Source organism: Vulcanococcus limneticus LL (genome assembly GCF_002252705.1).
Classification (GTDB): domain Bacteria; phylum Cyanobacteriota; class Cyanobacteriia; order PCC-6307; family Cyanobiaceae; genus Vulcanococcus; species Vulcanococcus limneticus.
This window is the reverse complement of sequence record NZ_NQLA01000016.1, coordinates 34,357-57,309: the sequence shown is the minus strand read 5'-3', so window position 1 is coordinate 57,309 and position 22,953 is coordinate 34,357. Positions and strand designations below refer to the sequence as shown.

At 67.1% G+C, this 22,953-nt stretch carries 24 protein-coding genes; 19 read left to right on the top strand and 5 right to left on the bottom strand.

The window, feature by feature from the left end:
• Positions 1–201: 201 nt before the first annotated feature.
• Positions 202–1,131 carry a LysR family transcriptional regulator gene (locus CJZ98_RS08710; RefSeq protein ID WP_094590425.1) on the bottom strand — a complete coding sequence of 310 codons (930 nt, stop codon included), beginning with the start codon at positions 1,129–1,131 and terminating at the stop codon, positions 202–204.
• A gap of 103 nt (positions 1,132–1,234) precedes the next feature.
• Here CJZ98_RS08710 and gstA point away from each other — a divergent pair, with 103 nt between their 5' ends.
• The 10 genes from gstA to CJZ98_RS08655 all read left to right on the top strand — a co-directional run bounded on the left by gstA (position 1,235) and on the right by CJZ98_RS08655 (position 10,022).
• Positions 1,235–1,855 (top strand): glutathione transferase GstA, encoded by a 621-nt coding sequence (gstA, locus tag CJZ98_RS08705; RefSeq protein ID WP_094590423.1) that lies wholly within the window; start codon positions 1,235–1,237, stop codon positions 1,853–1,855.
• Between the two features lie 10 nt (positions 1,856–1,865).
• Positions 1,866–2,084, top strand: coding sequence for a tautomerase family protein (locus CJZ98_RS08700; protein WP_094590421.1), 219 nt, complete (start codon positions 1,866–1,868; stop codon positions 2,082–2,084).
• Positions 2,081–2,461 (top strand): nuclear transport factor 2 family protein, encoded by a 381-nt coding sequence (locus tag CJZ98_RS08695; RefSeq protein WP_094590419.1) that lies wholly within the window; start codon positions 2,081–2,083, stop codon positions 2,459–2,461. Before CJZ98_RS08700 ends, CJZ98_RS08695 begins: the two co-directional genes overlap by 4 nt.
• Before the next feature lie 289 nt (positions 2,462–2,750).
• Positions 2,751–3,437 carry a malonyl-ACP O-methyltransferase BioC gene (locus tag CJZ98_RS08690; protein ID WP_094590417.1) on the top strand — a complete coding sequence of 229 codons (687 nt, stop codon included), beginning with the start codon at positions 2,751–2,753 and terminating at the stop codon, positions 3,435–3,437.
• A 472-nt stretch (positions 3,438–3,909) separates the two neighbouring features.
• Entirely contained in the window at positions 3,910–4,785 is an 876-nt protein-coding gene (locus CJZ98_RS08680; RefSeq protein ID WP_094590413.1) for an alpha/beta fold hydrolase, read from the top strand.
• A 242-nt stretch (positions 4,786–5,027) separates the two neighbouring features.
• On the top strand, positions 5,028–5,324 hold the full coding sequence (locus CJZ98_RS08675) for a VOC family protein (protein ID WP_198537622.1): 297 nt from the start codon (positions 5,028–5,030) through the stop codon (positions 5,322–5,324).
• 1,581 nt (positions 5,325–6,905) lie between these two features.
• Complete coding sequence (locus tag CJZ98_RS08670) at positions 6,906–7,385, top strand: DUF6790 family protein (protein ID WP_094590409.1); 480 nt, start codon at positions 6,906–6,908, stop codon at positions 7,383–7,385.
• A 100-nt stretch (positions 7,386–7,485) separates the two neighbouring features.
• Positions 7,486–7,908, top strand: coding sequence for a DUF3592 domain-containing protein (locus CJZ98_RS08665; protein WP_094590407.1), 423 nt, complete (start codon positions 7,486–7,488; stop codon positions 7,906–7,908).
• Between the two features lie 140 nt (positions 7,909–8,048).
• Positions 8,049–9,413: a serine hydrolase domain-containing protein gene (locus CJZ98_RS08660; protein WP_094590405.1), complete on the top strand. Its 1,365-nt coding sequence runs from the start codon at positions 8,049–8,051 to the stop codon at positions 9,411–9,413.
• 78 nt (positions 9,414–9,491) lie between these two features.
• On the top strand, positions 9,492–10,022 hold the full coding sequence (locus CJZ98_RS08655; protein WP_094590403.1) for a hypothetical protein: 531 nt from the start codon (positions 9,492–9,494) through the stop codon (positions 10,020–10,022).
• A gap of 100 nt (positions 10,023–10,122) precedes the next feature.
• Here CJZ98_RS08655 and bchM read toward each other — a convergent pair whose 3' ends face one another.
• Both bchM and CJZ98_RS08645 read right to left on the bottom strand, forming a co-directional pair.
• Positions 10,123–10,857, bottom strand: a complete 735-nt coding sequence (gene bchM, locus CJZ98_RS08650; protein ID WP_094590401.1) for a magnesium protoporphyrin IX methyltransferase — start codon at positions 10,855–10,857, stop codon at positions 10,123–10,125.
• 81 nt (positions 10,858–10,938) lie between these two features.
• Complete coding sequence (locus tag CJZ98_RS08645; protein WP_094590399.1) at positions 10,939–12,096, bottom strand: N-acetylglucosamine-6-phosphate deacetylase; 1,158 nt, start codon at positions 12,094–12,096, stop codon at positions 10,939–10,941.
• A 162-nt stretch (positions 12,097–12,258) separates the two neighbouring features.
• Between CJZ98_RS08645 and purE the strand changes: the two genes are divergently transcribed.
• The 7 genes from purE (at position 12,259) to CJZ98_RS08615 (ending at position 20,223) form a co-directional block, all read left to right on the top strand.
• Positions 12,259–12,765 (top strand): 5-(carboxyamino)imidazole ribonucleotide mutase, encoded by a 507-nt coding sequence (gene purE / locus CJZ98_RS08640; protein WP_094590437.1) that lies wholly within the window; start codon positions 12,259–12,261, stop codon positions 12,763–12,765.
• Between the two features lie 89 nt (positions 12,766–12,854).
• Complete coding sequence (locus CJZ98_RS08635; protein ID WP_094590397.1) at positions 12,855–13,487, top strand: oxidoreductase; 633 nt, start codon at positions 12,855–12,857, stop codon at positions 13,485–13,487.
• A gap of 31 nt (positions 13,488–13,518) precedes the next feature.
• Complete coding sequence (locus tag CJZ98_RS08630) at positions 13,519–14,589, top strand: AI-2E family transporter (protein WP_198537620.1); 1,071 nt, start codon at positions 13,519–13,521, stop codon at positions 14,587–14,589.
• A gap of 81 nt (positions 14,590–14,670) precedes the next feature.
• A complete protein-coding gene (locus CJZ98_RS08625) occupies positions 14,671–15,687 on the top strand; it encodes a glycosyltransferase family 2 protein (RefSeq protein ID WP_198537618.1) in 1,017 nt (338 codons plus the stop codon).
• Positions 15,684–17,534, top strand: a complete 1,851-nt coding sequence (locus tag CJZ98_RS08620; protein WP_094590395.1) for a hypothetical protein — start codon at positions 15,684–15,686, stop codon at positions 17,532–17,534. Before CJZ98_RS08625 ends, CJZ98_RS08620 begins: the two co-directional genes overlap by 4 nt.
• The gene (locus CJZ98_RS18260; protein ID WP_157910930.1) at positions 17,531–19,264 is read left to right on the top strand and encodes a hypothetical protein; all 1,734 of its coding nucleotides are present in this window, start codon (positions 17,531–17,533) and stop codon (positions 19,262–19,264) included. Before CJZ98_RS08620 ends, CJZ98_RS18260 begins: the two co-directional genes overlap by 4 nt.
• On the top strand, positions 19,261–20,223 hold the full coding sequence (locus CJZ98_RS08615; protein WP_157910929.1) for a lysylphosphatidylglycerol synthase transmembrane domain-containing protein: 963 nt from the start codon (positions 19,261–19,263) through the stop codon (positions 20,221–20,223). Before CJZ98_RS18260 ends, CJZ98_RS08615 begins: the two co-directional genes overlap by 4 nt.
• Before the next feature lie 13 nt (positions 20,224–20,236).
• Here CJZ98_RS08615 and cysC read toward each other — a convergent pair whose 3' ends face one another.
• Complete coding sequence (gene cysC, locus CJZ98_RS08610) at positions 20,237–20,854, bottom strand: adenylyl-sulfate kinase (RefSeq protein ID WP_094590391.1); 618 nt, start codon at positions 20,852–20,854, stop codon at positions 20,237–20,239.
• A 99-nt stretch (positions 20,855–20,953) separates the two neighbouring features.
• Positions 20,954–21,292: a translation initiation factor gene (locus CJZ98_RS08605; RefSeq protein ID WP_094590389.1), complete on the bottom strand. Its 339-nt coding sequence runs from the start codon at positions 21,290–21,292 to the stop codon at positions 20,954–20,956.
• 77 nt (positions 21,293–21,369) lie between these two features.
• Between CJZ98_RS08605 and CJZ98_RS08600 the strand changes: the two genes are divergently transcribed.
• Together CJZ98_RS08600 and trpB are read left to right on the top strand one after the other, a co-directional pair.
• The gene (locus tag CJZ98_RS08600; RefSeq protein WP_094590387.1) at positions 21,370–21,615 is read left to right on the top strand and encodes a hypothetical protein; all 246 of its coding nucleotides are present in this window, start codon (positions 21,370–21,372) and stop codon (positions 21,613–21,615) included.
• Positions 21,616–21,660: 45 nt separating this feature from the next.
• Positions 21,661–22,950, top strand: coding sequence for a tryptophan synthase subunit beta (gene trpB, locus CJZ98_RS08595; RefSeq protein ID WP_094590385.1), 1,290 nt, complete (start codon positions 21,661–21,663; stop codon positions 22,948–22,950).
• The last annotated feature ends 3 nt before the right edge of the window (positions 22,951–22,953 follow it).

Sequence of the window (22,953 nt, the reverse complement as noted above, 5' to 3'; positions counted from 1 at the left end):
GGGGCGTACGCCCCTGGAGGCAGCTCAACAGGGAGTTGCAGCATGACCACATCCACCCACTCTCATAAGGACTGGACCGACAAAGGGGGTCACGTCAACAGTGCCGAGCCGCCGAACCAGTCGCTGGGGATGGCCCTTGGGGGTGCGGTCCTCAGTGCCGTTGCGTGTGAGACCTCTGCTGTGACTTAGCCAAAGGGCAGGTCAACGCGAGCGTTGCGGCCCAGGGCCGAGGGCGTCAACCAGAAAATTGATCATGGTGCGCACGCGCAGTGTCATGTGGCGGTTGCCGGGATAGAGCAGCGAGAACGGGCGTGACGCACCGGCGTGATCGGCCAGCACCTCAACCAGGCGCCCGTCGCGCAGGTCGTCCTCGACCAGGAAGCGGTAGGTCTGCACCAAACCCGCTCCGGCGCGCGCCAGCGTGATTGGCGCGAGGATGTCTTCGGCGCAGCGCAGCCGACCCGGCGTCGAGAACTCCATCGTGTGCCCCTCGCTCTGCACCAGCCAAGGCACCACCTGGCCGCTACTGGGCAGCACGAACTGGATGCACTCGTGCTGTGCCAAGTCGTCGGCGGTGCGCGGCGGACGATGGTGCTTGAGGTAGCTGGGCGCTCCAACGATCAGCAAGGGCGCGTCCTCGAGCTTGCGCGCCACCAGGCCGGAGTCGGGCAGCACACGGCCGCGCACCGCGAGATCGAAGCCTTCATCGGTGAAGTCCACGTTGCGATTGGTCAATTGGGTCTCGATCTCGATATCTGGATATCGCCGCACGAAGTCCGGCAGCAAAGGCAGCACGCGGTAGTGGCCATAGGACGTGGGCAGGCTCATGCGCACCAGCCCTGAGGGCTTCAATTGCTGACCCGTGGCCTCGCGCTCGGCTTCACTCAACTGTCCAAGCGCCTGGCGGCATTGGTCGTAGTAGCGCTGGCCGACGTCGGTCAAGCGCACCTGGCGTGTGGTGCGCATCAAGAGGCGTACCCCTAGGCGCCCCTCCAACCGCGTGACCGAACGGCTAACGGCGGCCGCCGTTAGCCCCGCTGACTTCGCTGCTGCTGTGAAGCTCAAGTGCTGCGCGGTGAGGCAGAACAACTCGATGCTGCCCAGGCGCAGGTCCTGGAACTGGCGGCTCATTGGTGATCTCTATGTAATAAGTGAATTGAATGATGACATGTTTATTTCCGATCGCGTAGCCAATACAGTCGGCGCAGCTCCACTTCCGCCAGGACTTCTTTCGATGCCCACCCCTCTCAAGCTCTACTTCACGCCGGGCGCCTGCTCGCTCGCCCCGCACATCCTGCTGCGCGAAACCGGCACGGCCTTCACCCTTGAGAAGGTCGACACCGCCAGGCACCTCACCGCCGGCGGCGTCGACTACTACACCATCAACGCCAGGGGGCAGGTCCCGCTGATCCAACTCGGCGACGGCACCCACCTGTCCGAAGGCCCCGTGATCGCGCAGTACATCGCCGACCGCGCCGACGCGCACACGCTGATGCCGGAAGCCGGCAGCCTTGCACGCTACCGCGTGATGGAGTGGCAGAACTACATCACCTCCGAGATCCACAAGTCGTTCACCCCCCTCTTCCAGAACGACGTGGACGCCACGGCGAAGAAGGCGCTGGCCGCTGTGCTGCGCAAGAAGCTGGCCTGGCTCGACGGCCAGCTCGAGGGCAAGAGCTATCTCACCGGCGAGACCTTCACTGCGGCTGATGCCTACCTCTTCACCGTGCTCGGCTGGGCCAAGTTTGTGCAGATCGATCTATCGGATCTCAAGCACATCGGCGCCTTCATGGCGCGCGTGTCGGCCCGACCCGCGGTGCAGGCCGCGATGAAGGCCGAAGGCCTGATCGCCTGAGGAGCTCGCCATGCCCTACGTCAAGATCCAGATCACGCGCGAAGGCGCGACACGCGATCAGAAGGCCCAGCTCATTCGCGGCGCCACCGATCTCCTGGTGCAGGTGCTCGACAAGGATCCTGCCACCACCTTCGTGGTCATCGAGGAGGTCGAGACCGATCACTGGGGCATCGCCGGCGAGACCGTCGCCGTTCTGCGCGAGCGCGCCAAGCGGGGGACCGGCCCATGAGCAGCCCCACCGAGTTCGACGCTATCCATTCGGTGTTGCAGTTGTACTTCGACGGGTTGTACCACAGCGACACGACTCTCCTGGCGCAGGTCTTCCATCAGGATGCGCTGTATGCCACAGCGGTCGCTGACAAGCCCATCGTTTTGCGGATGGACGAGTACTTTCCCGTAGTCGACGCGCGCCCTGCACCTGCGGCCAGCAGCCAGCCGCGCACCGACCGCGTGCTGTCGATTGAGCTCATCGGACCGGTCACCGCCCATGCCCGGCTGCAGTGCTCGATCCCGCCCAGGGACTTCATTGATCTGCTGACGCTCATCCACGTGGACGGACGCTGGCAGGTGATCTCCAAGGTCTTTCATTCCGACGTTCGCGACTGACGCGAACGACTTCTGCAAGTTGCGGGAGATGCCGGACTGGATGGAAGCCCTCCGTTTTGACCATGCTGCCTCGTCGGCACTCGTCTAGGACGTCTCAGAAGTCAGTCGCCAATGGATCTACACTGGGGTTTCCATGGGCCGGGTCGGATCATGCGGGCCCTTCATCTCGGCGATCTTGGCACTGTTAGCTCTGGGCCATTGGGTAAGGTCAGTATAGTGCGAATGCCTCCACTTGACTGCGCTAAATCCAGCCGTTGATCCTGAGTTTTAGCCTTTCGCCAAAGAGACCATGTTCGCGCTTGATCAGGTTGTTCCCTGGGGCCGTTCTTTCGAGGAGTACTCGGCCATGTTCTCGCTGGCCGGGGCCGATATGGCTGGCCGAATCCTTGGCTGTGGGGATGGACCAGCAGGCTTCAATGCAGAAGCTACTATAAGAGGCGCTCAGGTTATTTCGTGCGATCCAATCTATGCATTCAGCAGAGCCGATATCGAAGCTCGCATTGCCGCGACCTATAGGCTCGTGATCGATCAGACCAGGCAGAATCAGAACGAATTCGTTTGGAAAGCCATCGCATCAGTTGAGGAGCTCGGCAAGGTCCGCATGGCCGCAATGCAAACTTTCTTGGATGACTATCCAGCCGGCCTTGTTGAGGGACGGTACTTGAACTCGGAACTACCATCTCTCCCATTCTCTGATAGGCACTTCGACTTGGCCCTCTGCTCCCATCTACTTTTCTTGTATAGCCAACAGCTGGACGAGGCGTTCCATCATTCTTCGCTGCTTGAGCTATGCCGAGTTGCCAGGGAAGTCAGGGTGTTTCCGCTTCTTGCATTTGGTGGTGCCATCTCGCCCCATCTTGAAACGAGTGTCGAGCTGCTACGTACAGCTGGACACAAGGTGTCGATTCAGCGGGTGGACTACGAGTTCCAGAGAGGAGCATGCGAAATGCTGCGGATTCAATGCGCTGACAGCTGACATCAAGATTCAGCGAACGGGGGCCAATGATGCATGGGATGCGAAGAGTGCTACCTCCCGTTGCTGATCGTGATCGTTGGCCAGGCATCGGAGGAGGCTGGATAGCCCCAAGTTCGCCAAGGTTGTTGAGTTCCTAGGGGTTATCTTCCAGAGGTTCATGGAGATGCAGTCCGTCTGCGAGGCGAAGCTGCTCAAGCTGATGTCAATGCGATGCATCTACGCGTTCTTGGTTACTGAGCAAGCGGCGCCGCTGCCCACCAATGCCATGCAGCGGACATTCTTACCTCCCGTGGCTGATGGCGAATGTTGGGCCCCATGGAATGCCCTAGATTGTCTTGACGGAGGCGGCTGCTCCCATGGCAGCGTTGCCCTCTCATTGCCGATGGCAGGCCTCGTTGCCAGCCTCATGCCAATCAATCCTAAGATCATCTTAAATCGGCCATTGCGATCATAGTTCCCGTGGAGCGGATCGATGCTGGTAACGAAAGACGACCGTCTTCTCGCCTATCTCGAAGTTGGAGATCCTTATGGTCCGCTCATTATCCATAATCATGGCGGGCCGAGTAGCAGGCTTGAGGCCCGACTCTTTGCCGAGGCGGCGTCCAAGCATGGGCTCCGCCTTGTTTGCGTAGACCGGCCCGGCATCGGACAGTCCACTCCCCAGGAGGAACGCAGCTACTCGGGATGGGCTGACGACATGACGGCCATCGCCGACGCTTTGGGACACCGTGAGTTTGGAGTGACAGGCTGGTCGGAGGGTGGCCCGTGGGCTCTGGCGGCCGCGGCTTACATCGACCCAGCTCGACTGCGCCACGTGACCAGCATCGCCGGCGGCAGCTACGGAGCTTTCGGCGACAACTCGGCAAAGAAGCACCTTTCCGCAGTTGATGCGCTAGGGGGCTTTCTCGCACTGCACTTTCAGCCTGGCTTCCGTCTCATGTATGCGGCACTCGCCAAGACCGCCGTTGATTTCCGCGAGACCTACATCCAGCAATTGCTGAGGGCCATCAACCCGTATGACCAGGAGATTGTGCGGCGACCAGGCTTCGCAGCTGCCTTCAGCGAAGCAAGCGCCGAATGCTTTGCCCATGGAATCGAGGGTTTAGTTCGCGATTCCGAGCTGCTCTACCGGGGTTGGGACTTTGATGTTCGCCAGATCGAGCGACGTGTTCACCTCTGGCAAGGCCTGGACGACCGGCTCGTGCCCGATGCGATCAACAAGGAGCTTGCCGACCAAATGCCTGGAGCTGTGTGGCATCCGGTGGCGGGGGCCGGTCACTTCGTGGCAATCGGTTCGGCAGACGAAGTGTTTGGCATCGCCGCCGAGGAACTGTCCCAGAAGACGTGAAGCGGCGATGTACAACTGAGTGGCCTAACTTCCAGATCCAGATGTCCGGAGCAGCACGTATCCTGTGATTGACCAAGACCTCAGCCCGGTTCCAATCTGGAACCCTTGGCCTCACAGGCCATACTCAGTGACCTACTCCCTCGGATGACCACATGCCTGGGCCAGCGACCACAGGTGTTCTGATCTACGCTAAAGACCTCGAATCTGTCTCAGGCTTCTACGAGAGGTTGCTATCAGCCAAGTTGCTTTTCGCAGACTCTGAACACAGAGTGCTGCAGTCGGCGGATGCTCAGTTGATCATCCATGCCATCCCTGCAATGTACGCCGATCAGATCGAGATCGCCGCACCACCATCACCTCGCGATCAGCAGGCGATCAAGCCATTCTTCACAGTCAGCAGTCTGGAGGACGCCGAGAAAGCGGTAGTAGAGTCTGGCGGCTTACTTTGCGGGCCAGTGTGGCCGGGACCCAGCCTGCGGGTTCGCAATGTCTGCGACCCGGAGGGCAATATCATTCATTTGCGGGAACGTGTGGCCTAGATCATCAAGAAAGTGACCTCCTGGCGCACGCATTGGCGGGTGTGATTGATGGTTAGGGATCCCATCCTGAATCAGTCGATTGTATTTGTAACTGGGGGCTTTGCGATGGGGAGGCCAGATCGATGGTCAAGCCGCATCAAGGTGCTTGCGCTATATGTTGACATCGTTCAGGGTATGGCCTACTCTTCGCAAACTCTTGGTTAGCAAGAGTCCGCTGTCGCGTTAAGGAAGTGGCATGACGTCCGAGGATCGCAACCGACGCATGAAGTGGGGGCACAGTGTGCCGCGTTGGTGGATATCAGACTTCAATATGACTCATCGCGACTGCACCAATGAGAATGAATCAAGCCATCACGTGCCTGACACGCCCCCCGAGGTCAGTGGAGATGATCTTCTGAAGAGCGCAGGAGCTCAGATATTCCGGCAGCGGCTGTTGAATCAGCAGACTAACTGGGCAGAGTCCCAGCGTCAATCTGCTTCACTGGGGCCAAGGGCCGAGGACCCTGAGACTTCTGAGAAGTACCGGCTAAAGCGGATTGCGCGAAGACGAAAGGCTGAAGAGCGGTCTCGCCAGCTTAACCGTGATATACGATTGATTCAGGCAGTATTCGTGGTTCTCGTTATCGCAGCGGGCCTTCTTTTCGGTGGGCTCTTGGGGCTGCTAGTTTGTACTGCAATTGGCCTTCTGATCATGTCACTTCGCTTTAAGTTCTAGGACGGCTTGCGACATCCTCCTTCTTGCTCGTTAAGGTGGCGCGGGCTCTTCGTCAGATAGAACGAGATCGGCCACCTCTGTTCGATCTATTGGATTCAGCTTAGGCATCCGTTGAGTATGAACTAGGCTCCGCGCTCTGTGTGCCCTTCGCGCTGCCTGGTTCTAGTCATGTCCTGAATGTGTATCTCCCTCAGGTCATCGTTATCTGCGGGGAATCGATGTGGATTGCCTGGTCGTATTGCGTCTTCCTTCTGGTTTCAAGGCCAGCATGTGGATGCTGGCTTTCCTGTTTCTGTCGCTGCGTGCTATCCAACGTTGTTTTGGGCGTTCGGAGGCTCGAGGTCCCTTGCTGCATGCTTCCCTGTCAGTAGTTCTGTATGTCATCTGTAAGGCTCATCTTTTTCACCGCCACTATGAACTGCCAAGCGCCTACGCATCTGGTGCCTCATGGCTGGTCCACATCGCTGCAGATGCCGGGTCTTCGCTTCTTTGCAAGGCTTAGCATCTCAAGGCTTGTAGGAGCAAGGTGCGACGATCCAGTTTCTCTCCCCTTCCGGAGATAGCATCGTCGTGGAGCCTGCACGGGGCGAGAGGAGTTCATTCCTCTCTATTCGACCCCGGGGCTTTGTCTCCCTTAGATGAGGATGCGACAGGTGAGGCGCTTCGTGCCTAGGCGCCCGCTTACGCGAGCTACTGGGGGCAGTGCATGGCTTTTATCTGGCTTATGGGGCTGGTTCATCCGATGGAGTTAAGTGAAGCCTTGAGCGCGGCCTACCCTTCCTCGCAGCGATCCGCCCCAGCAATTCGGGTGGGCCCTCTTCTGCAAATTGTTCGGTGAGCAATCGACAGCGTGGATGTGAGCTGACATGACAAAACAGAATCTGGCCGTGTTCATGGAGTGGCTTCGGCCCGTCGGCATCGGACTGGCTTTTGTAGTCGCTTCCTTCCTCGGTCATGATGCGATTTCACGATTCCATATTCTGGGGCCTTTCGTTGTTGTGCTCATGTCGGGAACAGTGGCCTTTGAGTCCCTGGTGTTGGGAGAAGCGGCCTCTGTGAAAATTGGCTATGCGCCCAATCATGCCTATCAAGTCCAATCGGGTCTGGCCAATGCGGCTACCGCAGTGACGGCACTGCTCGTCTATGCCCTGGATTGGGGGCGCCATGCAGATGCCACGATCGTGACCGCGATGTTGATGTTCTTTTCTTTCTCGGCAGCGAATCATGCCGCCTCAGCCATCATGGAGAGGGATTCAAAGCCTGTAAACTTGCTGCGTCCGGCCCTGTCGTTGGTCTTGATTGGATTCCTTCTTCCTGCCATGATCCAAGCCTTAAGCCAGCCATGATGCGCGCCGCCTGTTTGGCACGCGATACTGATCCACTCAGGTCAGTTGATGACCACGCGTCACCTGGCTCCAGCCGAATCTTCCGTTAAGCCTCGGATCCATGGCTCTGGTGTTTGCTTCAGTGTCACTCCTTGCTGGTGCCGCTTTGGTGGGCTTGTCCCTATGGCTAAGGGCCCGCTCGAAGGAGTGCTTGTCTTGGCCCAGTGTTATCGGGCGCATCACCGAGTCTCGTGTGGACGATGAGCACATTGACATGACGAAGCCCGTTTTGCGCTACCATTACGACGTTGGTGGTCGAGCCTATGTGGGCTTTCGCGCTTCCTTCTCCGGATACGGAGTCAGTCGAGCTGCAATGGATGAGCTTCTGAGGCCATACGTGCCCGGAAAGCTGGTCAGGGTCTACTACAATCCGAAGAGGCCGGCGTCTGCTGTTCTCGATAACACCGCACAGTCGGACTGGCTGTATTGGTTCTTGTTCGGAGTCGGCTTCCTCCTGCTGGCGGGCTATCTGGGTCTGCGGTGATCTTCTGTTTGATCTCCGCAGAGTCCTCGGCGAGATCTAATCCCTCGCCATGGTTGTCCTCTTGCGGTCGACGGCTTGGCACGGACGTTGCTGATCATGCTGAGATGCTGTATCACTGACGATCTCCGGCCTTTCGCTCCATGGAGCCTGTTCAGGCACGCTGGTCGCTGCGGCAGGAGGTCTGCCGATCCACGCGTGGCCTGCTCGCCCAGGTACGAGCTGCGGCGCGTCGGCCAGGCTCCCGCTCCAGGTTGATTGTGGGTGCAGTAGTTGCGGCATGCCTGGCCGCAGCGCCCGCCCTGGCCAGCCCTGGCGGCACCGTGTCGGACTCGGCCCAGGCCGACGCGATCCTGCGGATCGTGCGCAACCGGATGGCCTCAGACCATCTTCGGGCGGTGCTCGTGCGCGTCACGATCGATGGCCAGGATGTCGTCACCGAGGCGCTGGGCGAATCGATGACGGGCGTTCCTGCCACCCGTGACATGCACGTGCGCAATGGTGCCATCGCCATCTCCTACGTCGCCACGCTGCTGTTGCAACTGGTTGATGAGAAGCGGGTGAGCCTTGACGACAAGCTCTCGCGCTGGCTGCCGGAGATCCCGAATGCCCATCGCGTCACCCTCGGCCAGCTCGCCCGGATGACATCCGGCTACCGCGACTACGTGATCGGCAACCCTGCGTTCGAGCAGACCGTCTACGCGAATCCCTTCCGCCAGTTCACGCCGCAGGAGCTGCTCTCCTATGCGAATCTCCAGTCCCTTTGGTATGAGCCTGGTACCAGCTGGAACTACGCCCACACGAACTACATCCTCCTGGGCCTGGCGCTTGAAAAGATCACGGGCATGACGATCCCGCAGCTGATGCAGGAGCGGATCTTCGCCCCCCTGCCGTTACGCCACACGCGCGACCCTGACGGCACACCCAGGATCGCCCAGCCCGTGCTTCACGCCTTCTCGTCGGAGCGGCGCCAGCTGCTTGGCATCCCACCATCCACGCGCTTCTACGAGGAGTCGACCTACTGGAATCCGTCGTGGACGATCACGCGGGGCGCGATCCAATACACGACCATCGCCGACATGGTGACGTCGGCCGAGGCGATCGGCACCGGGCGCTTGGTGTCGCCCGAGATGCACCGCCTCCAGATCGCTCCGACCCTGCGCGGCTTCGGCAAGCCCATCCAGGGCTGTGTCACCTGCGCGACGCTCGACGACTTCTACACCTATGGCATCGGTATCGTGCTCTCGGGCCCGTGGCTCCTCCAGAACCCGTTGTTCTCCGGGCAGGCCGGGGTGATGGCCTATCTGCCGTCGAAGAAGATCGCGATCGCCGTCGCGGTGACCTTTGACGAGGCAGCCTTTGACAAGACCGGTGGGTACAGCAACGGCGCCGACGCCATCTTCCGCGAGATCGGCGCTGTCCTGGCGCCCGACGAGCCTCCGCCCGTCAGGCTCAGGCCGGCTTCTCGAACGCCAGCAGCCGCGAGACGTGGAAGGGCGCCTGGTTGAGGCTGCGGCGCTTGGGCGCGAAGCCCACGAGCGGATCAGCTGGCTACGGTTCCTCCATGTCGTTCTGTCACTGCTCCAGTGCCGAACATTGATCTCGTTTCAGAGGATGAGGCCCGCGCCATCATCCTCCAGTGGGGAATCTTGCACGACCGTCAGGCCGGTCTCTCCTGGTTCCTTCCGATCATCGCCAGTGAGGCCTTCTACATGCGTTTTGGGGAAACCTCCTGGATCGGCTACGCCGACTTTGAGCGGCATCAAATCGTTAAACGCAAGTTCTTTGATGAGCTCCATAGCTACTCAACTATCCTGGTTTCTGTCCAGCGTCCTGCTACAACTGCGAAGACAGTGATGTTATGGACCTGTCGCCATCGGCCGGAGGGCAGCCCCACGAGCGAACTGCTCAAGGCCCGCCTGGAGCACACCTGGGAGTTCCGCCGCTGCCCCAGCACTGGTCGCCCCTACATGCAGGGACACGTTGTTGACCGCTTTGAGTATCTCGATGGCTTCCGGCCCCTCGCCGACCCTTCCACGGCGCGATCTGATGATCCTCACCTCGACCCGCGCTGGCCGACGACAGGGGCACCTGCAGGTGCGACTGGGGATGACTGAGTGGCTGGCTGCCTGATCACCGGTTGTCCTGGGGCCTCTCCGCCGCCTGGGCCCGGCTGGTGCAAGCGTCGGATGGATGGCTCCCGCCGCGGGCCCCCCTTCAGGCCGCCTTCTCGAACGCCAGCAGCCGCGAGAAGTAGAAGGGCGCCTGGTTGAGGCTGCGGCGCTTGAGCACGAAGCCCGCCTCAGCAGCCGCCGCCACGATCCCCGCCTCCCGCAGCGTGTAGGCGCGGGTGGTCTTGCTGGGGCCTGGGAACAGCTGGCCGATGCCCTTCAGCAGCGCCAGCAGCGGGGTGTAGGGCGCGAAGCTCACGATCAGATGGCGCTCGGCCATGGCGGCCAGATGGCGCACCATCTCTTCCGCCGGGGCCTGGGGGTAGTGGATGAACACGTCCAGGCAGATGACCGTGTCGTAGCGGCCGCTCAGGCTCTCCAGGTCGGAGGCGGTGAAGCGCAGTCGCTCGCTGGGGATCCCCGCTTCGGTCGCGCGGCGACCGGCCTCCGCCACCATTGCTTCCGACAGGTCGGAGGCGTCCACGTGGCCGGCTCCGACCTGCGCCAGGGGCAGGCTGAGGCTGCCCACACCGCAGCCGGCGTCGCAGAACGTGCGGTTGGCCAGGTCGCCCTGCTCCTGCAGCCAAACCAGCACGTTGTCCACCGTCTTCTGGTGGCCGATGCGGATGTTGCGCTGCACCCGGTTCACCGCCTCGCTCTCGCTGTAGATGCGGTTCCAGCGCTCAAAGCCGGTGCTGTTGAAGTAGGCCTGCACCTCGGCCTTCTCCGCCGCCTTGGCGTCCTGGGTCTGGCTGGGATCCAGCAGCTGCTCGGGGGGCATCGGAAGGGGGCCTGATGGGCGGGACGTGGCGCGGATCTTAGGCAGCACTGCCTGGGGGCCCGCAGCGCCGGGCCGCCGGCCTCAGGCGGAGCGCCGCCAGCGCAGCGCCTCCGCCGTGCCGCTCCAGCGCAGGGTCTCCGCCAGGGGCAGCCCCAGCAGCAGCTCCGGCAGCGGCCGCTCGTCGCCCAGCACCCTGCGGGGGTGCAGCGTGGCGGCGGCGATGGCCCGCTCCGGCTCGCCGCTCCAGCGCGCCAGCCGGCAGGCGGCCTCCAGCAGCGGCAGGGTCACCCCCGCCAGGGTGCCGTCCTCCAGCCGGCAGCTGCCGCCCTCCACCGTCAACGGGCGGTCGTCCCAGCGGTAGGTGCCGTCGGGTAGGCCGTAGGGGGCCAGGGCATCGCTCACCAGCACCAGCTGCCCGGGGGCCAGCCGCTGCAGCAGCACTGCCATGGTGGGCGCCACGTGCACGCCATCGGCGATCAGCCCCAGCGCCACGTCGCCCCGCAGCGCCGCGGCTGCCACCGGCCCGGGGGCGCGGCGGTGCATGTCGGGCATGGCATTGAGGCTGTGGGTCAGCATCGTCACGCCTGCCGCGAAGGCCGCGCTGGCCTGGGCCTCATCGGCGGCGCTGTGGCCCAGGCTCACCAGGATCCCCAGCTCCCGCAGCGCCTCGATCACCTCGCCGGCGCCGGGCAGCTCCGGCGCCAGGGTCATCAGCTCGATCTCGGCCTCGAAGCCGCCGATCCTCTCCAGCAGCGCCGCCCGGCTCGGGGCCGCCAGGTGCTGGGCCGGGTGGGCGCCGCGCCGGCTGGGCTCCAGGAACGGCCCCTCCAGGTGGGCGCCCAGCAGCTGGCAGCGCCCCTGCCGGTGCTCGGCGCGGGCCTGGCGCAGCACCGCCAGGGCCTGGCGCAGCGGCGCCACGCCGCAGGTCACCAGGGTGGGGCTGATCGCCTCCACCCCATCGGCCCAGAGCCGCTCCAGCAGCTCCAGCAGCTTCGGCAGGTCGGCCGGCGTCAGCTCCGGGAAGGCCAGGCCCAGGCCGCCGTTGATCTGTAGGTCCACCGCGGCAGGGCTGAGCCAGTCGCCCTGCCAGTTCTCGCCGGCGGCCGCGCTGCCGGGCGCCAGGGGTTCCACCGCGGCGATCTGGCCGTGGCCGTCGAGCCCCACCCGCCAGCGGCGGTTCGGTTGGCTGGCGTGGCTGGGGGCGGCGTTGGGCAGGCGGAGGTTGCTGAGCCAGCGCATGGCGATGGGCACCGGGCGGGGGAGGGAACGGCGCCGGGGCGGGAGAATGGCATCCTCGCCGCCTCCGTGGGGATTCCGGTCATGGCCGCCAGCAAGCCTCTCGCCAGCAATCCCACCGCCAGCAGCCCTCAAGGGCCCGGGGGCCCCCGGGTGGCGGTGGTGATGGGCAGCGACTCCGACCTGCCAACCCTCCAGCCGGCGGTGGACCTGCTGGACGACTTCGGCGTTCCGGTGGAGGTGCGGGTGCTCTCCGCCCACCGCACCCCCCTGGAGATGGTGGCCTTCGCCCAGCAGGCCGCCGGCCGTGGCCTCCAGGTGGTGATCGCCGGCGCCGGCGGTGCCGCCCACCTGCCCGGCATGGTGGCCGCCCTCACCCCCCTGCCGGTGATCGGCGTGCCGGTGCAGAGCAAGGCCCTCTCGGGGGTGGATTCCCTGCACTCGATCGTGCAGATGCCGGCTGGCATCCCCGTGGCCACCGTGGCCATCGGCAACGGCACCAACGCCGGCCTGCTGGCGGCCCAGATCCTGGCCCTCGCCGATCCGGCCCTGGCCGAGCGGCTGGCCGCCTACCGCCAGAGCCTGCACGACCAGGTGGTGGCCAAGGATGGGCGCCTCCAGGAGCTGGGCAGCACCGTCTACCTGGACCGTATGGCCGGAGGCTGGGGCTGAGGCCCGGGCCCAGATCCCGGCCCGGAGAACCGGCTGGCGCGGGCTCGGTAGGGTGCCGACAGGCCTGGCGCCCCCTGGCGCTTTCCTCCATGTCCGACACCCCCTCCCAACCCCGAGCCGGACTCGTTCCCCTGTTGCGCCTGGCCCTGCTGCCGGCCCTGCTGGTGTACGTGCTGGCGCTGTGGCTCAGTGGCGCCGCCGGCATCGAGGCCGAACTGGTGCTGCGCGACCTGGCCCAGACCTGCAAGTACCCCCTGGGGGTTGGGCTGCTCTCCAACCTCGGCTACCTGCTCTGGATGGCGGCGGCGGCGATCGCCTTCTTCGGCGCCCTCTCCGGCGTGACCGGTGCGCGGGGGCGGCACCGCCAGCTGCTGCTGCTGGGCGGCGGCTTCTCGCTGCTGCTCGCCCTCGACGACATGTTCCTGCTGCACGATCGCTACATCGGCGCCAACTTCCTCTACGCGCTCTACGCGGTGTTCGCCGTGGCCCTGCTGCTGCGCTACCGCAGCCTCGTGCCCGCCCTCGGGGGGCTCTCCTTCCTTGCAGCGGTGGTGCTGCTGGGCAGCTCGGTGCTGGTGGATGAGATCCAGAGCCTGCTGCCCTTCCGCTATGAGCTGACGCAGCTGTTCGAGGAGGGCTTCAAATTCCTCGGCATCGCCGCCTGGCTGTATTTCTGGTGGCAGGCTGCGGCAGGCGCCAGCAGACTGGGCGCCAACTCCTGAACCCTTTCCCCGCGGAGCCGTACGGCGGACGATGCTCGAACGCCTGGTGCTCCCCTCCTGGCTGCGGCTGAGCCTGGCGCTGCCGCTGCTGGTGCTCAACCTCTGGGTGCTGCGCCAGCTGCTGCTGCCCCTGGCGCCCTTCCCGGCCCTGTTCCTGGGGGCGGCCCTGATCGCCTTCCTGCTCGACCTGCCCACCCGCTGGCTGGTGGGCCGCGGCCTGCCCCGCAGCCTGGCGGTGTTGCTGGTGGTGGGCCTGGGGATGGGGCTGCTGGTGCTGGCGGGTCTGTGGCTGGTGCCGCGGCTGGTGCAGCAGCTCGGCGAACTCATCAACGCCCTGCCCTCCTGGCTGGCGGAGGGGCAGCAGTGGTTGGATCGCCTTGAGCAGTGGGCCGCCCAGCGGGGCCTGCCCACAGAGATCGGCGACCTCAGCAGCAGCCTGCTCACCCGCGTCAGCCAGGTGGCCAGCCAGGTCAGTCAGCAGCTGCTGGGCCTGCTGGGGGCCACGGTGGGGGTCACGGTCAACACCGTGATCGTGCTGGTGCTGGCGATCTTCCTGCTGCTGGGCGGCGAGTCGATCGTGGCGGGCCTGGCCCGCTGGCTGCCAGCCCAGTGGCGTGGTCTGATCCTCTCCACCCTGGGGCGCACCTTCCGCGGCTATTTCGCCGGCCAGGTGCTGCTGGCCCTGATCCTCAGCGGCGCCCAGATGGTGGTGTTCACGCTGCTGGGCATCCCCTACGGCGTGCTGTTCGCGGTGCTGATCGGCTTCACCACCCTGGTGCCCTACGCCAGCGCCCTCACGATCGTGCTGGTGAGCGTGCTGCTGGCCCTGGAGGAGCCGCGCACCGGCCTGGAGGTGCTGGCGGCGGCCATCAGCGTGGGCCAGGTGGTGGACCAGGTGATCCAGCCCCGGCTGATGGGCAGCATCGTGGGCCTGCAGCCGGCCTGGCTGCTGGTGTGCCTGCCGATCGGGGCCCGCTTCGGCAGCCTGATGGGGCTGGGCGACCTGCTGGGACTCCTGCTGGCGGTGCCGGTGGCCAGCTGCCTCAAGACCCTGCTCGACGAGCTGGCCCGCCGCTGGGAGCTGCCGGATGCCGCTCAGTAAGGTGAGCCCTCAAGGTGAATCCCCTGCTGTGGTGGTCGCCCGTGTTTGCCGCGTGACCGTGCCCCACCGGCCCCTCCTGCGATGCAGGCCCTGACGCCCTTGGCGCCGGCGGGGGCCGCTGTGCCGCTGCGGGTGATCATCCAGATTCCCTGCTTCAACGAGGAGGCCCAGCTGCCGGAGGCGGTGTCGGCGATCCGCGCGGCCCTGGCCCAGGCCCCGGACCTGCCGGACGGGCGGCCGCTGCGCTGGGAAATCCTGGTGGTGGACGACGGCTCCTCCGATCGCACCCTGGCCGTGGCCGCGACCCTGGGGGTGGAGCACGTGGTGGCCCATGGGGTGAACCGCGGCCTGGCCACCGCCTTCCAGACCGGAGTGGCGGAGGCGCTGCGGCTCGGCGCCGACGTGATCGTCAACACCGATGCCGATAACCAGTACGACGCCCGCGACCTGTTGGCCCTGGTGCGCCCGATCCTGGAGCGCCAGGCCGACATCGTGATCGGGGCCCGCCCGATCGATTCCCACCAGGAATTCAGCGTCAGCAAGAAGCTGTTCCAGAAGATCGGCAGCTCCGTGGTGCGGCTGGTGAGTCAGACGCCGGTGCTGGATGCCCCCAGCGGCTTCCGAGCCCTCAGCCGCCACGCAGCGGCGCGGATCAACATCTACGACGACTACACCTACACCCTGGAGAGCATCATCCAGGCGGGTCTCAATGGCCTGCGGGTGGTGTCGGTGCCGATCCGGGTGAACCCCAGCACCCGCCCCTCGCGGCTGGTGCGCAGCAGCGGCGATTACATCCGCCGTTCCACCACGGCGATTCTGCGCACCCTGCTGATCTACCGGGCCGAAAAGATCACCCTCTTCCTGGCCGGGGTGCTGCTGGCCGCCTCCTCGGTGCTGTTCCTGCGCTGGATCTATCTCTGGTTGGAGGATTCGCCGCGCAGCCATGTGCCCAGCCTGATCTTTGCGGCGGTGATGTTCCTCACTGCCCTGCAGTTGCTGGCGATCAGCTATGTGTCGCTGCTCAGCGGCATCAACCGCCGCCTCTCGGAGCAGTTGCTGGCCCTGCAGCGCGACCGCAGTGGCGGAGCGGGGCGATGAGCGCCTTCAGGTCCGCGGCAGGACGATGGGCTGGCGCCGGCGGCCTGGCCTGGCTGGCGCCACTGCTGTTCCTGCTCGTGCTGCTGCTCCGCTTCGGCGGCGCCGTGGCCGATCCAGGCCAGCTCCTCGACAACACCCGCCAGTACGGCCCGCCCCTGGTGGCGGCCCTCAAGGGCGACGGCTGGCTGGCGGCCCAGCCCCAGGTGCAGTACTTCGCGGCGGCCGCGCCGCGGATCTACCAGGGCCTTGTGCTGGCCCTGGCGGGCGGACTGCAGCTCACGGTGCCCGTGGCCACCAAGCTGCTGGCCTTCGCCCTGCTGCTGCCCCTGGCGGCCCTGAGCTGGGGCCTGGCGACCAGCCTGCTGCGCGATCCGGCGCGGCGGGCCCTGCTCGCGGTGCTGCTGCTGGCCAATGCGGTGTTCAGCAACCAGGTACTCACCGGAACCCCTCGGGATCTGGGCACCCTGCTGTTCTTTGCCCTGCTGCTGGCCCAGCTGCAGGGTCGCTGGCGCTGGAGCCTGCTCTGCCTGGCGCTGCTGGCGGCCGCCTATCCCACCTTCGGCGCCCTTGGCCTGCTCACCACGGCGGGAGCCGCCCTGCTGGCGGCCTGGGCCGGGGCGCCCCGCTGGCGCTGGCGCTGGCCGCGCCGGGCTGCGCTCGGGCCCCTGGCGCTCCGGCTGCTGCTGCTGGTGCTGGCAACCCTGCTCGGGCTCAAGCTGCTTGGCCCCCAGATCCACGCCGCCACCTGGGGGCCCACGTTCCGCCTGTTCGAGGCCGGCCATTTCGGTGCCGCCCCAGCCCTGGAGCCGGCCCTGCTGCAGGGGGATCTGGGCCCGAGCGTCGCCAGCCTCCACGATTTCCGACCCACTCCGGCCGTGCTGCTGGAGCTGCTGCGCGACAAGCGCTTTCGGCCCCTGCCGGCCAGCGGCCAGCATGCCTTCGGCTGGCTGGGCGATCCGGCCTCGGTGCTGGCGGTGGCCGCCCTGCTGGCGGCCGTACGCCTGGTGGGGCCCCTGCGGCGTGGCGGCCCAGCGGCCCTGGCCCAGCGCTGGCGCCTCTGGCGCGACGCCGATCCCCAGCGCCGCAGCCGTGCCGGCCAGCTCGCCCTGGCCCTGGCCCTGGCGGCGCTGGTGCTCTACGGCCTCTCCTTCGCCCTGGCCTTCCGCCTGCACGATCCCAACCGCTACCTGATGATGCCGGCGGTGCTGCTGCTCTCCGCAGCGGAGTTCTCCGTGCTGGCCTGGCTGCTGCCGCTCCGGGGTGGCCGGCTGCTGCCCCTGCTGCTGGCCCTGGCCCTGCCGCTGCTGCGGGAGCCGGTGGACCTGCTGCCGGTGAACGCTGCCGCCATCCGGGCGGTGGCAGCCCAGGTGCCCGCCACGGGCCAGGTGCTGGTGCTGCCGGGCGACGGCAGCTCCGAGCTGGCCAGTGCCCTGCCGGTGGCCGCCGGGGTGCGGGTGTTCTACGCGGAGGAGATGGATCGGGGCTTCCACCGCACCGCGATCCGCGATGGCCTGCGCCTGCGCCGCCAGCAGGAGCTGGTGGAGGACAGCCTGCGACGCGACGATCCCCAGCTGGCCGCTCAGCTGCGGCGCCTGCGCGTGAGCCACATGCTGGCCCCCCGGGAGGACCTGGCGGCCGTGCGGCCCCGGGCGGCCTGTACGACTCCCCTGCCAGCGGACCGGCGCGCCTCGGGGCCGCAGCCCTCCGCGTCGGAGCAGCTCCTGCTGGTGTCTGTGGCCTGCCAGTTCGCCCCGGCTGAGGCCGCCGCTGCTCCACCCGTTGCGCTGCCGGCTGCTCCGCCCGCCGCGCCAGCTGCCGCGTTGCCATCGCCCGGAGCGGGCCGATGAGCCTCGCCCTGCCGGCCCTGCGTGGTGCTCCACCCGATCCGGCGGCTTTGGTGGCGGCGCTGGAGGCCAGCCTGCAGGAGCGCTGCCGCCACCTGCTCACCCTTGCCGATCGCACCCCCTACGCCCCCAGCTACGGCTGCTTCGATCGCTCCTGGTGGCAGTACAAGATCAAGGACTTCCCCTCCGGGATGTCCCAGGAGTGCCTGTATCCGCTGGCCCTGGCCCTGGAGCAGCGCCTCTTCCCCCAGCTGAGTGCGGCGGCCGGCCAGGAGCTGCGCCGCCTGATCCAGGCCGGGGCCGCCTTCTCGCTCCAGGGCCAGCACGGCAACGGCAGCGTCGACGACTATTTCCCCTATGAGCAGGCCGCCGGCGCCACGGCCTTCTCCCTGTTCGCGATCCTCGAGGCCCAGCGCCTGGGCGCGCTGGAGCTGCCGAGTGAGTTGCTGCCGCGGCTGGCCCGGCGGCTCTACTGGCTGGCGCAGCACCGCGAGAGCGGCCGCCTCTCCAACCACGAGGCCCTGATCAGCCTCTGCCTGGCCCGCGGCGCTGCCCTGCTGGGCGATCCGGCCCTGGCGGCGGTGGCCCGGCAGCGCTTCGAGCGGCTGATGAGCTGGCGCAGCGAGGAGGGCTGGTTCGAGGAGTACGGCGGCTTCGATGTTGGGTATGAGTCGCTCACCTTCGCCTGCCTGCGGGAGCTGGCGGAGGCGCTGCCCGAGTGCCGTCCCCGGGTGCAGGACCTGCTGGACGGCCATGCCCGCCTGATCCTGGCGGCGGTGGAGCCCGATGGCTGTCTCGGCGGCGAGCTGTTCGCCCGCGCCACCTGGAACTGGTTCGGCCACGGGCTGCTGGCCCACGCGATCGAGCGGGCCGACCGCGGCGACGGCGATGCTGAGTTGGAGCTGCTGCTGCGGGTGCTGGAAGCCCGCTGGATCCGCTACCCCACCGCCGTCCGCGACGACTTCGTGATCCAGCACCACCTCTGGAGTGACCTGCGCTGCCTGCCTCTGCTGCGGGGGCTGGTGGCCGCAGGCTGGGGGGCCTCGCAACCGGGCGGCGCTGCGGATCTGCCACCATCCCAGATCGAGCGGCAGCTGCCCCAGGCGGGCCACCTCTGGCTGCGCCACGGCGACTGCTGCACCCATGTGTCGCTGCGGCTCGGCGGCGCCTTCCGCCTCTACCGGCAGGAGCGTTTCGTGGTGCAGGACACCCAGCTGGCCCTGCGGGTCGAGCCCCGCCCCCGCGGCCTGCTGCGCTGGCGGCGGCCTGCAGCGGCCACCTATCTGGCCACAGCCCAGGCCCCGGAGCTGCGCTGGTGCTGGGAGGATGCCGCCACCCTGCGGATCGAGGGGCCGCTGAGCGCCTACCGGCCCCAGCCGATGACCCCCCTCAAGCTGATCGTGCTGCGGCTGCTGATGCTCTCGCTGGGCCGCTACTGGGCCGATGGCATCCGGGCCCTGATGCAGAGGCTTCTGATCGCGGCGCGGCCCGATCCCCAGCGGAGCTTCGTGCGGCGGCTGCGTTTTCGGGACGATGGGCTGGTGGTGGAGGACCGCGTGCGGCTGCCGGCGGCGGAGGCGGCGCAGGCCAGCCTGATTCCCACCACCTTCAGCAGCTTTCGCCACGTGGTGATGAGCCGGGTGTTCCACCCCTATGCCCTGGAGTTGCAGGAGCCGCTGCGCAGTGCCCTGGGCCAGGACGGGCCGGGCCTGAGCCTGGAGCGCCGCTGGTGAGCCGCCGCCGCTCCGGCCTCAAGGTCGCCTTGGCCATCGGCGTGTCGCTGCTGCTGCTCTGGCTGCTGTACCGCCAGGTGGATCCGGCCCAGCTGCTGGCGGCCCTGCGCCGGGCGTCCCTGCCCCTGTTCCTGGCGGCCCTGGGGGTGGGGGGCCTGCTCAGCGCTGCCACCGCCTGGCGCTACGCCCACTTCGCCCGCAGGCTCGGGATCACCCCGGCCCCTGGCTACGGCACGTCCCTCAAGAGCTATTTCCTGGCGGCCTGCCTCAATCTGGTGCTGCCCTCCAAGCTGGGCGACCTGGGCAAGGGCCTGCTCTGCGGCCGGCTGGATCGGATCGCCTACCCGTTCGAGCTGCACGTGTTCACCGTCTACGAGAAGGTGGCCGACCTGTTCTCCCTGGTGCTGCTCGGCGCCCTGCTGGGGCTGCTGCGCCGGCTGGTGGGGGCGGTGCCGGGCATCCCCGAACTGGCTGGTCCCTTGGCCGGTCTGGGGCTGACGCCCCTGCTGCTGCTGCTGGCCCTGCCGCTGCTGCTGGTGCTGCTGCCCCATCGCCACGGCGGTGTGGTGGCGCGGCTGCTCAAGCCCCTGCCCCTGAAGCTGCGGGAGGCGGGCCTGGTGGCGGGTCGCTTCCGCTGGGCCGACTTTCTGGTTTTCCTGCTGGTGTCCCTGGGGCTGTGGAGTCTGCATCTGGTGCAGATGGGCCTGTTCGCCCAGGCCCTGGCGATGGACCTGTGGTCGGCCTCAGGCCTGCTGGTGATGGTGACGGCGGTGCTGGTGGGCCTGCTGCCGCTGTCGTTCGCAGGGATCGGCACCCGCGATGCGGTGCTGCTCCTGCTGCTCGGCCCCCTTTACGGCACCGCCCAGCCGCTGCTGTTCGGGGTGCTGCTCACGTCGCGCTACGTGCTGCCGGCCCTGGTGGGGGCCTTCCTGCTGCGGGAGCTGGCGGAGCCGTCCTGAAGGGGCAGGCGGCTCAGGCCTCGCTGGCGGGCACCACCCCCTGGGCCTCCAGGTGGCTCAGCACCTGGGCGACGCAGTCGTCCAGGCTCTGGCGGCCGGTCTCGATCCGCAGCTCGGGCAGCTCGGGGGCCTCGTAGGGGCTGGAGATGCCGGTGAAGTCCTTGATCTCGCCGGCGCGGGCCTTGGCGTAGAGGCCCTTGGTGTCGCGCTGCTCGCACACGTCCAGATCGGCGGCGCAGTGGATCTCAATGAAGTCGCCGGGCTCCACCAGGGCCCGGGCCCGGTCCCGATCGGCCCGGAACGGCGACACGAAGGCGGTGAGCACCACCACACCCGCGTCCAGGAACAGCTTCGCCACCTCTCCGATGCGGCGGATGTTCTCCTCCCGGTCGGCGTCGGAGAAGCCCAGGTCCTTGCAGAGGCCGTGGCGCACGTTGTCGCCATCGAGCACGTAGCAGGCCAGGCCCTGCTCGAACAGGGCCGAGTTCACGGCGTTGGCCAGGGTGCTCTTGCCCGCCCCGCTCAGGCCGGTGAACCAGAGGATGGCGCTGCGATGCCCCCTCTGGTGGGCCCGGGCCTGGCGCGTCACGGTGGAGTGGTGCCAGACGATGTTGGTGGCCTTGGTGGTCATGGCGCAGCGGGCTGGCGGTGGAGCTGTGGCGGGCATTCTCTCCTGCAGGCTGGGCCGCCTCGCTGGCCCTGCCCGGCCCACCAGCGCGCGGAGCCGGCCTCAGCCCCCCGCCTGCTTGGGCCGGAAGCCGGCCTGCTCCAGGGCCGCCAGGGCCGCTGCCACCTGGTCGCCCTGTAGTTCGATCACGCCTGCCTTGAGGGTGCCGCCGGTGCCGGCGGCGGCCTTGAGCTGCTTCAGCAGGCCCTTCAGCTCGGCTTCGGGGGCCTCCAGGCCGGTGATGGCGGTCACGAGCTTGCCGCCCTTGCCGGCCTTGGTGCGCTGCACCCGCACCCGCTGCTGGGCCCGGGGCGTGGGTGCGGAGGCCGCGCCGCCGTTGCCGCTCTCCGGCCGCTGCAGGCTCTCCGACCTGCTGAATTCCTGCCAGCCGCCCTTGGCCATGCCCCGTGGATTCGCTAGACACCACTTCAGCGCAGGGGCCGCCCACCGGCCGCTTCCCCCTGCCCCATGCCCCTGCCATGGACCTGCCTCCCCTCCAGTTCGAGATGGTTCGCCTGGGGCTCAAGGGCGAGCCGGCCCAGCAGCTCTGCCGGCCGGCGCCGGAGCGGGAGGAGAGCCTGGGCACGTCCTTCAGCGGCAGCCCGCCCTGCCGCGACGAGGCTTCGCGCATCCGTATCGACATGCCGCCAGGCTGGCCGGTGACGCCGCCACCACCGCCTCCCCAGCCCTCGAAAGCCACCCGTCCGGTCCGCCAGCCCCGGTGAGCCCCTGCCCGCTTCCTACGCTGGCGGCATCTTGCCCCGCCGCCGGTGACTAGCACCGTTCCCCCTCTGTCCTCCGCCAGCGGCCTCTCTTCCGCGAGCGGTGTTGATCCCGCCGCCCTGGAGCTCTCGGCCCGCCCCAACAGCCTGGGCCGCTACGGCCAGTTCGGCGGCCAGTACGTGCCCGAAACCCTGATCCCGGCCCTGGCGGAGCTGGAGCAGGCGGCCGCCGAGGCCTGGGCGGATCCCGCCTTCACCGAACGGCTCAACCACCTGCTCAAGCACTACGTGGGCCGGCCCAGCCCCCTCTACGAGGCGGAGCGGCTCACGGAGCACTACCGCCGGCCCGAGGGCGGCCCGCGCATCTGGCTAAAGCGCGAGGACCTCAACCACACCGGCGCCCACAAGATCAACAACGCCCTGGGTCAGGCGCTGCTGGCCCTGCGCATGGGCAAGAAGCGGATCATCGCCGAGACCGGCGCCGGCCAGCACGGCGTGGCCACCGCCACCGTGTGCGCCCGCTTCGGCCTGGAGTGCGTGGTCTACATGGGCGCCGAGGACATGCGCCGCCAGGCCCTCAACGTGTTCCGCATGCGACTGCTGGGGGCCACGGTTCAGCCCGTGACTGCCGGCACCGCCACCCTCAAGGACGCCACCAGCGAGGCCATCCGCGACTGGGTGACCAACGTGGAGACCACCCACTACATCCTCGGCTCGGTGGCCGGCCCTCACCCCTTCCCGATGCTGGTGCGCGACTTCCATGCCGTGATCGGCGAGGAGGCCAGGCAGCAGTGTCAGGAGGCTTTCGGTCGCCTGCCTGACGTGCTGGTGGCCTGCGTGGGTGGCGGCTCCAACGCCATGGGCCTGTTCCATCCCTTCGTTCAGGACACCGCCGTGCGCCTGATCGGGGTGGAGGCCGCCGGCGATGGCGTCGCCAGCGGCCGCCATGCCGCCACCATCACCGAGGGGCGGGTGGGGGTGCTGCACGGGGCCATGAGCCTGCTGCTGCAGGACGAGGAGGGCCAGGTGCAGGAGGCCCACTCGATCAGCGCCGGCCTCGACTATCCGGGGGTCGGCCCCGAACACAGCTACCTCAAGACGATCGGCCGGGCCGAATACGCCGCCGTGACGGATGCCGAGGCCCTCGACGCCCTGCAGCTGCTCTGCCGCCTGGAGGGGATCATCCCCGCCCTGGAAACGGCCCACGCCTTCGCCTGGCTGGAGAAGCTCTGCCCCACCCTGGCCCCCGGCACCGAGCTGGTGGTGAACCTCTCCGGCCGCGGCGACAAGGACGTGAACACCGTGGCCGACAGGCTCGGGGACCAGCTGGTGGGCTGAGGC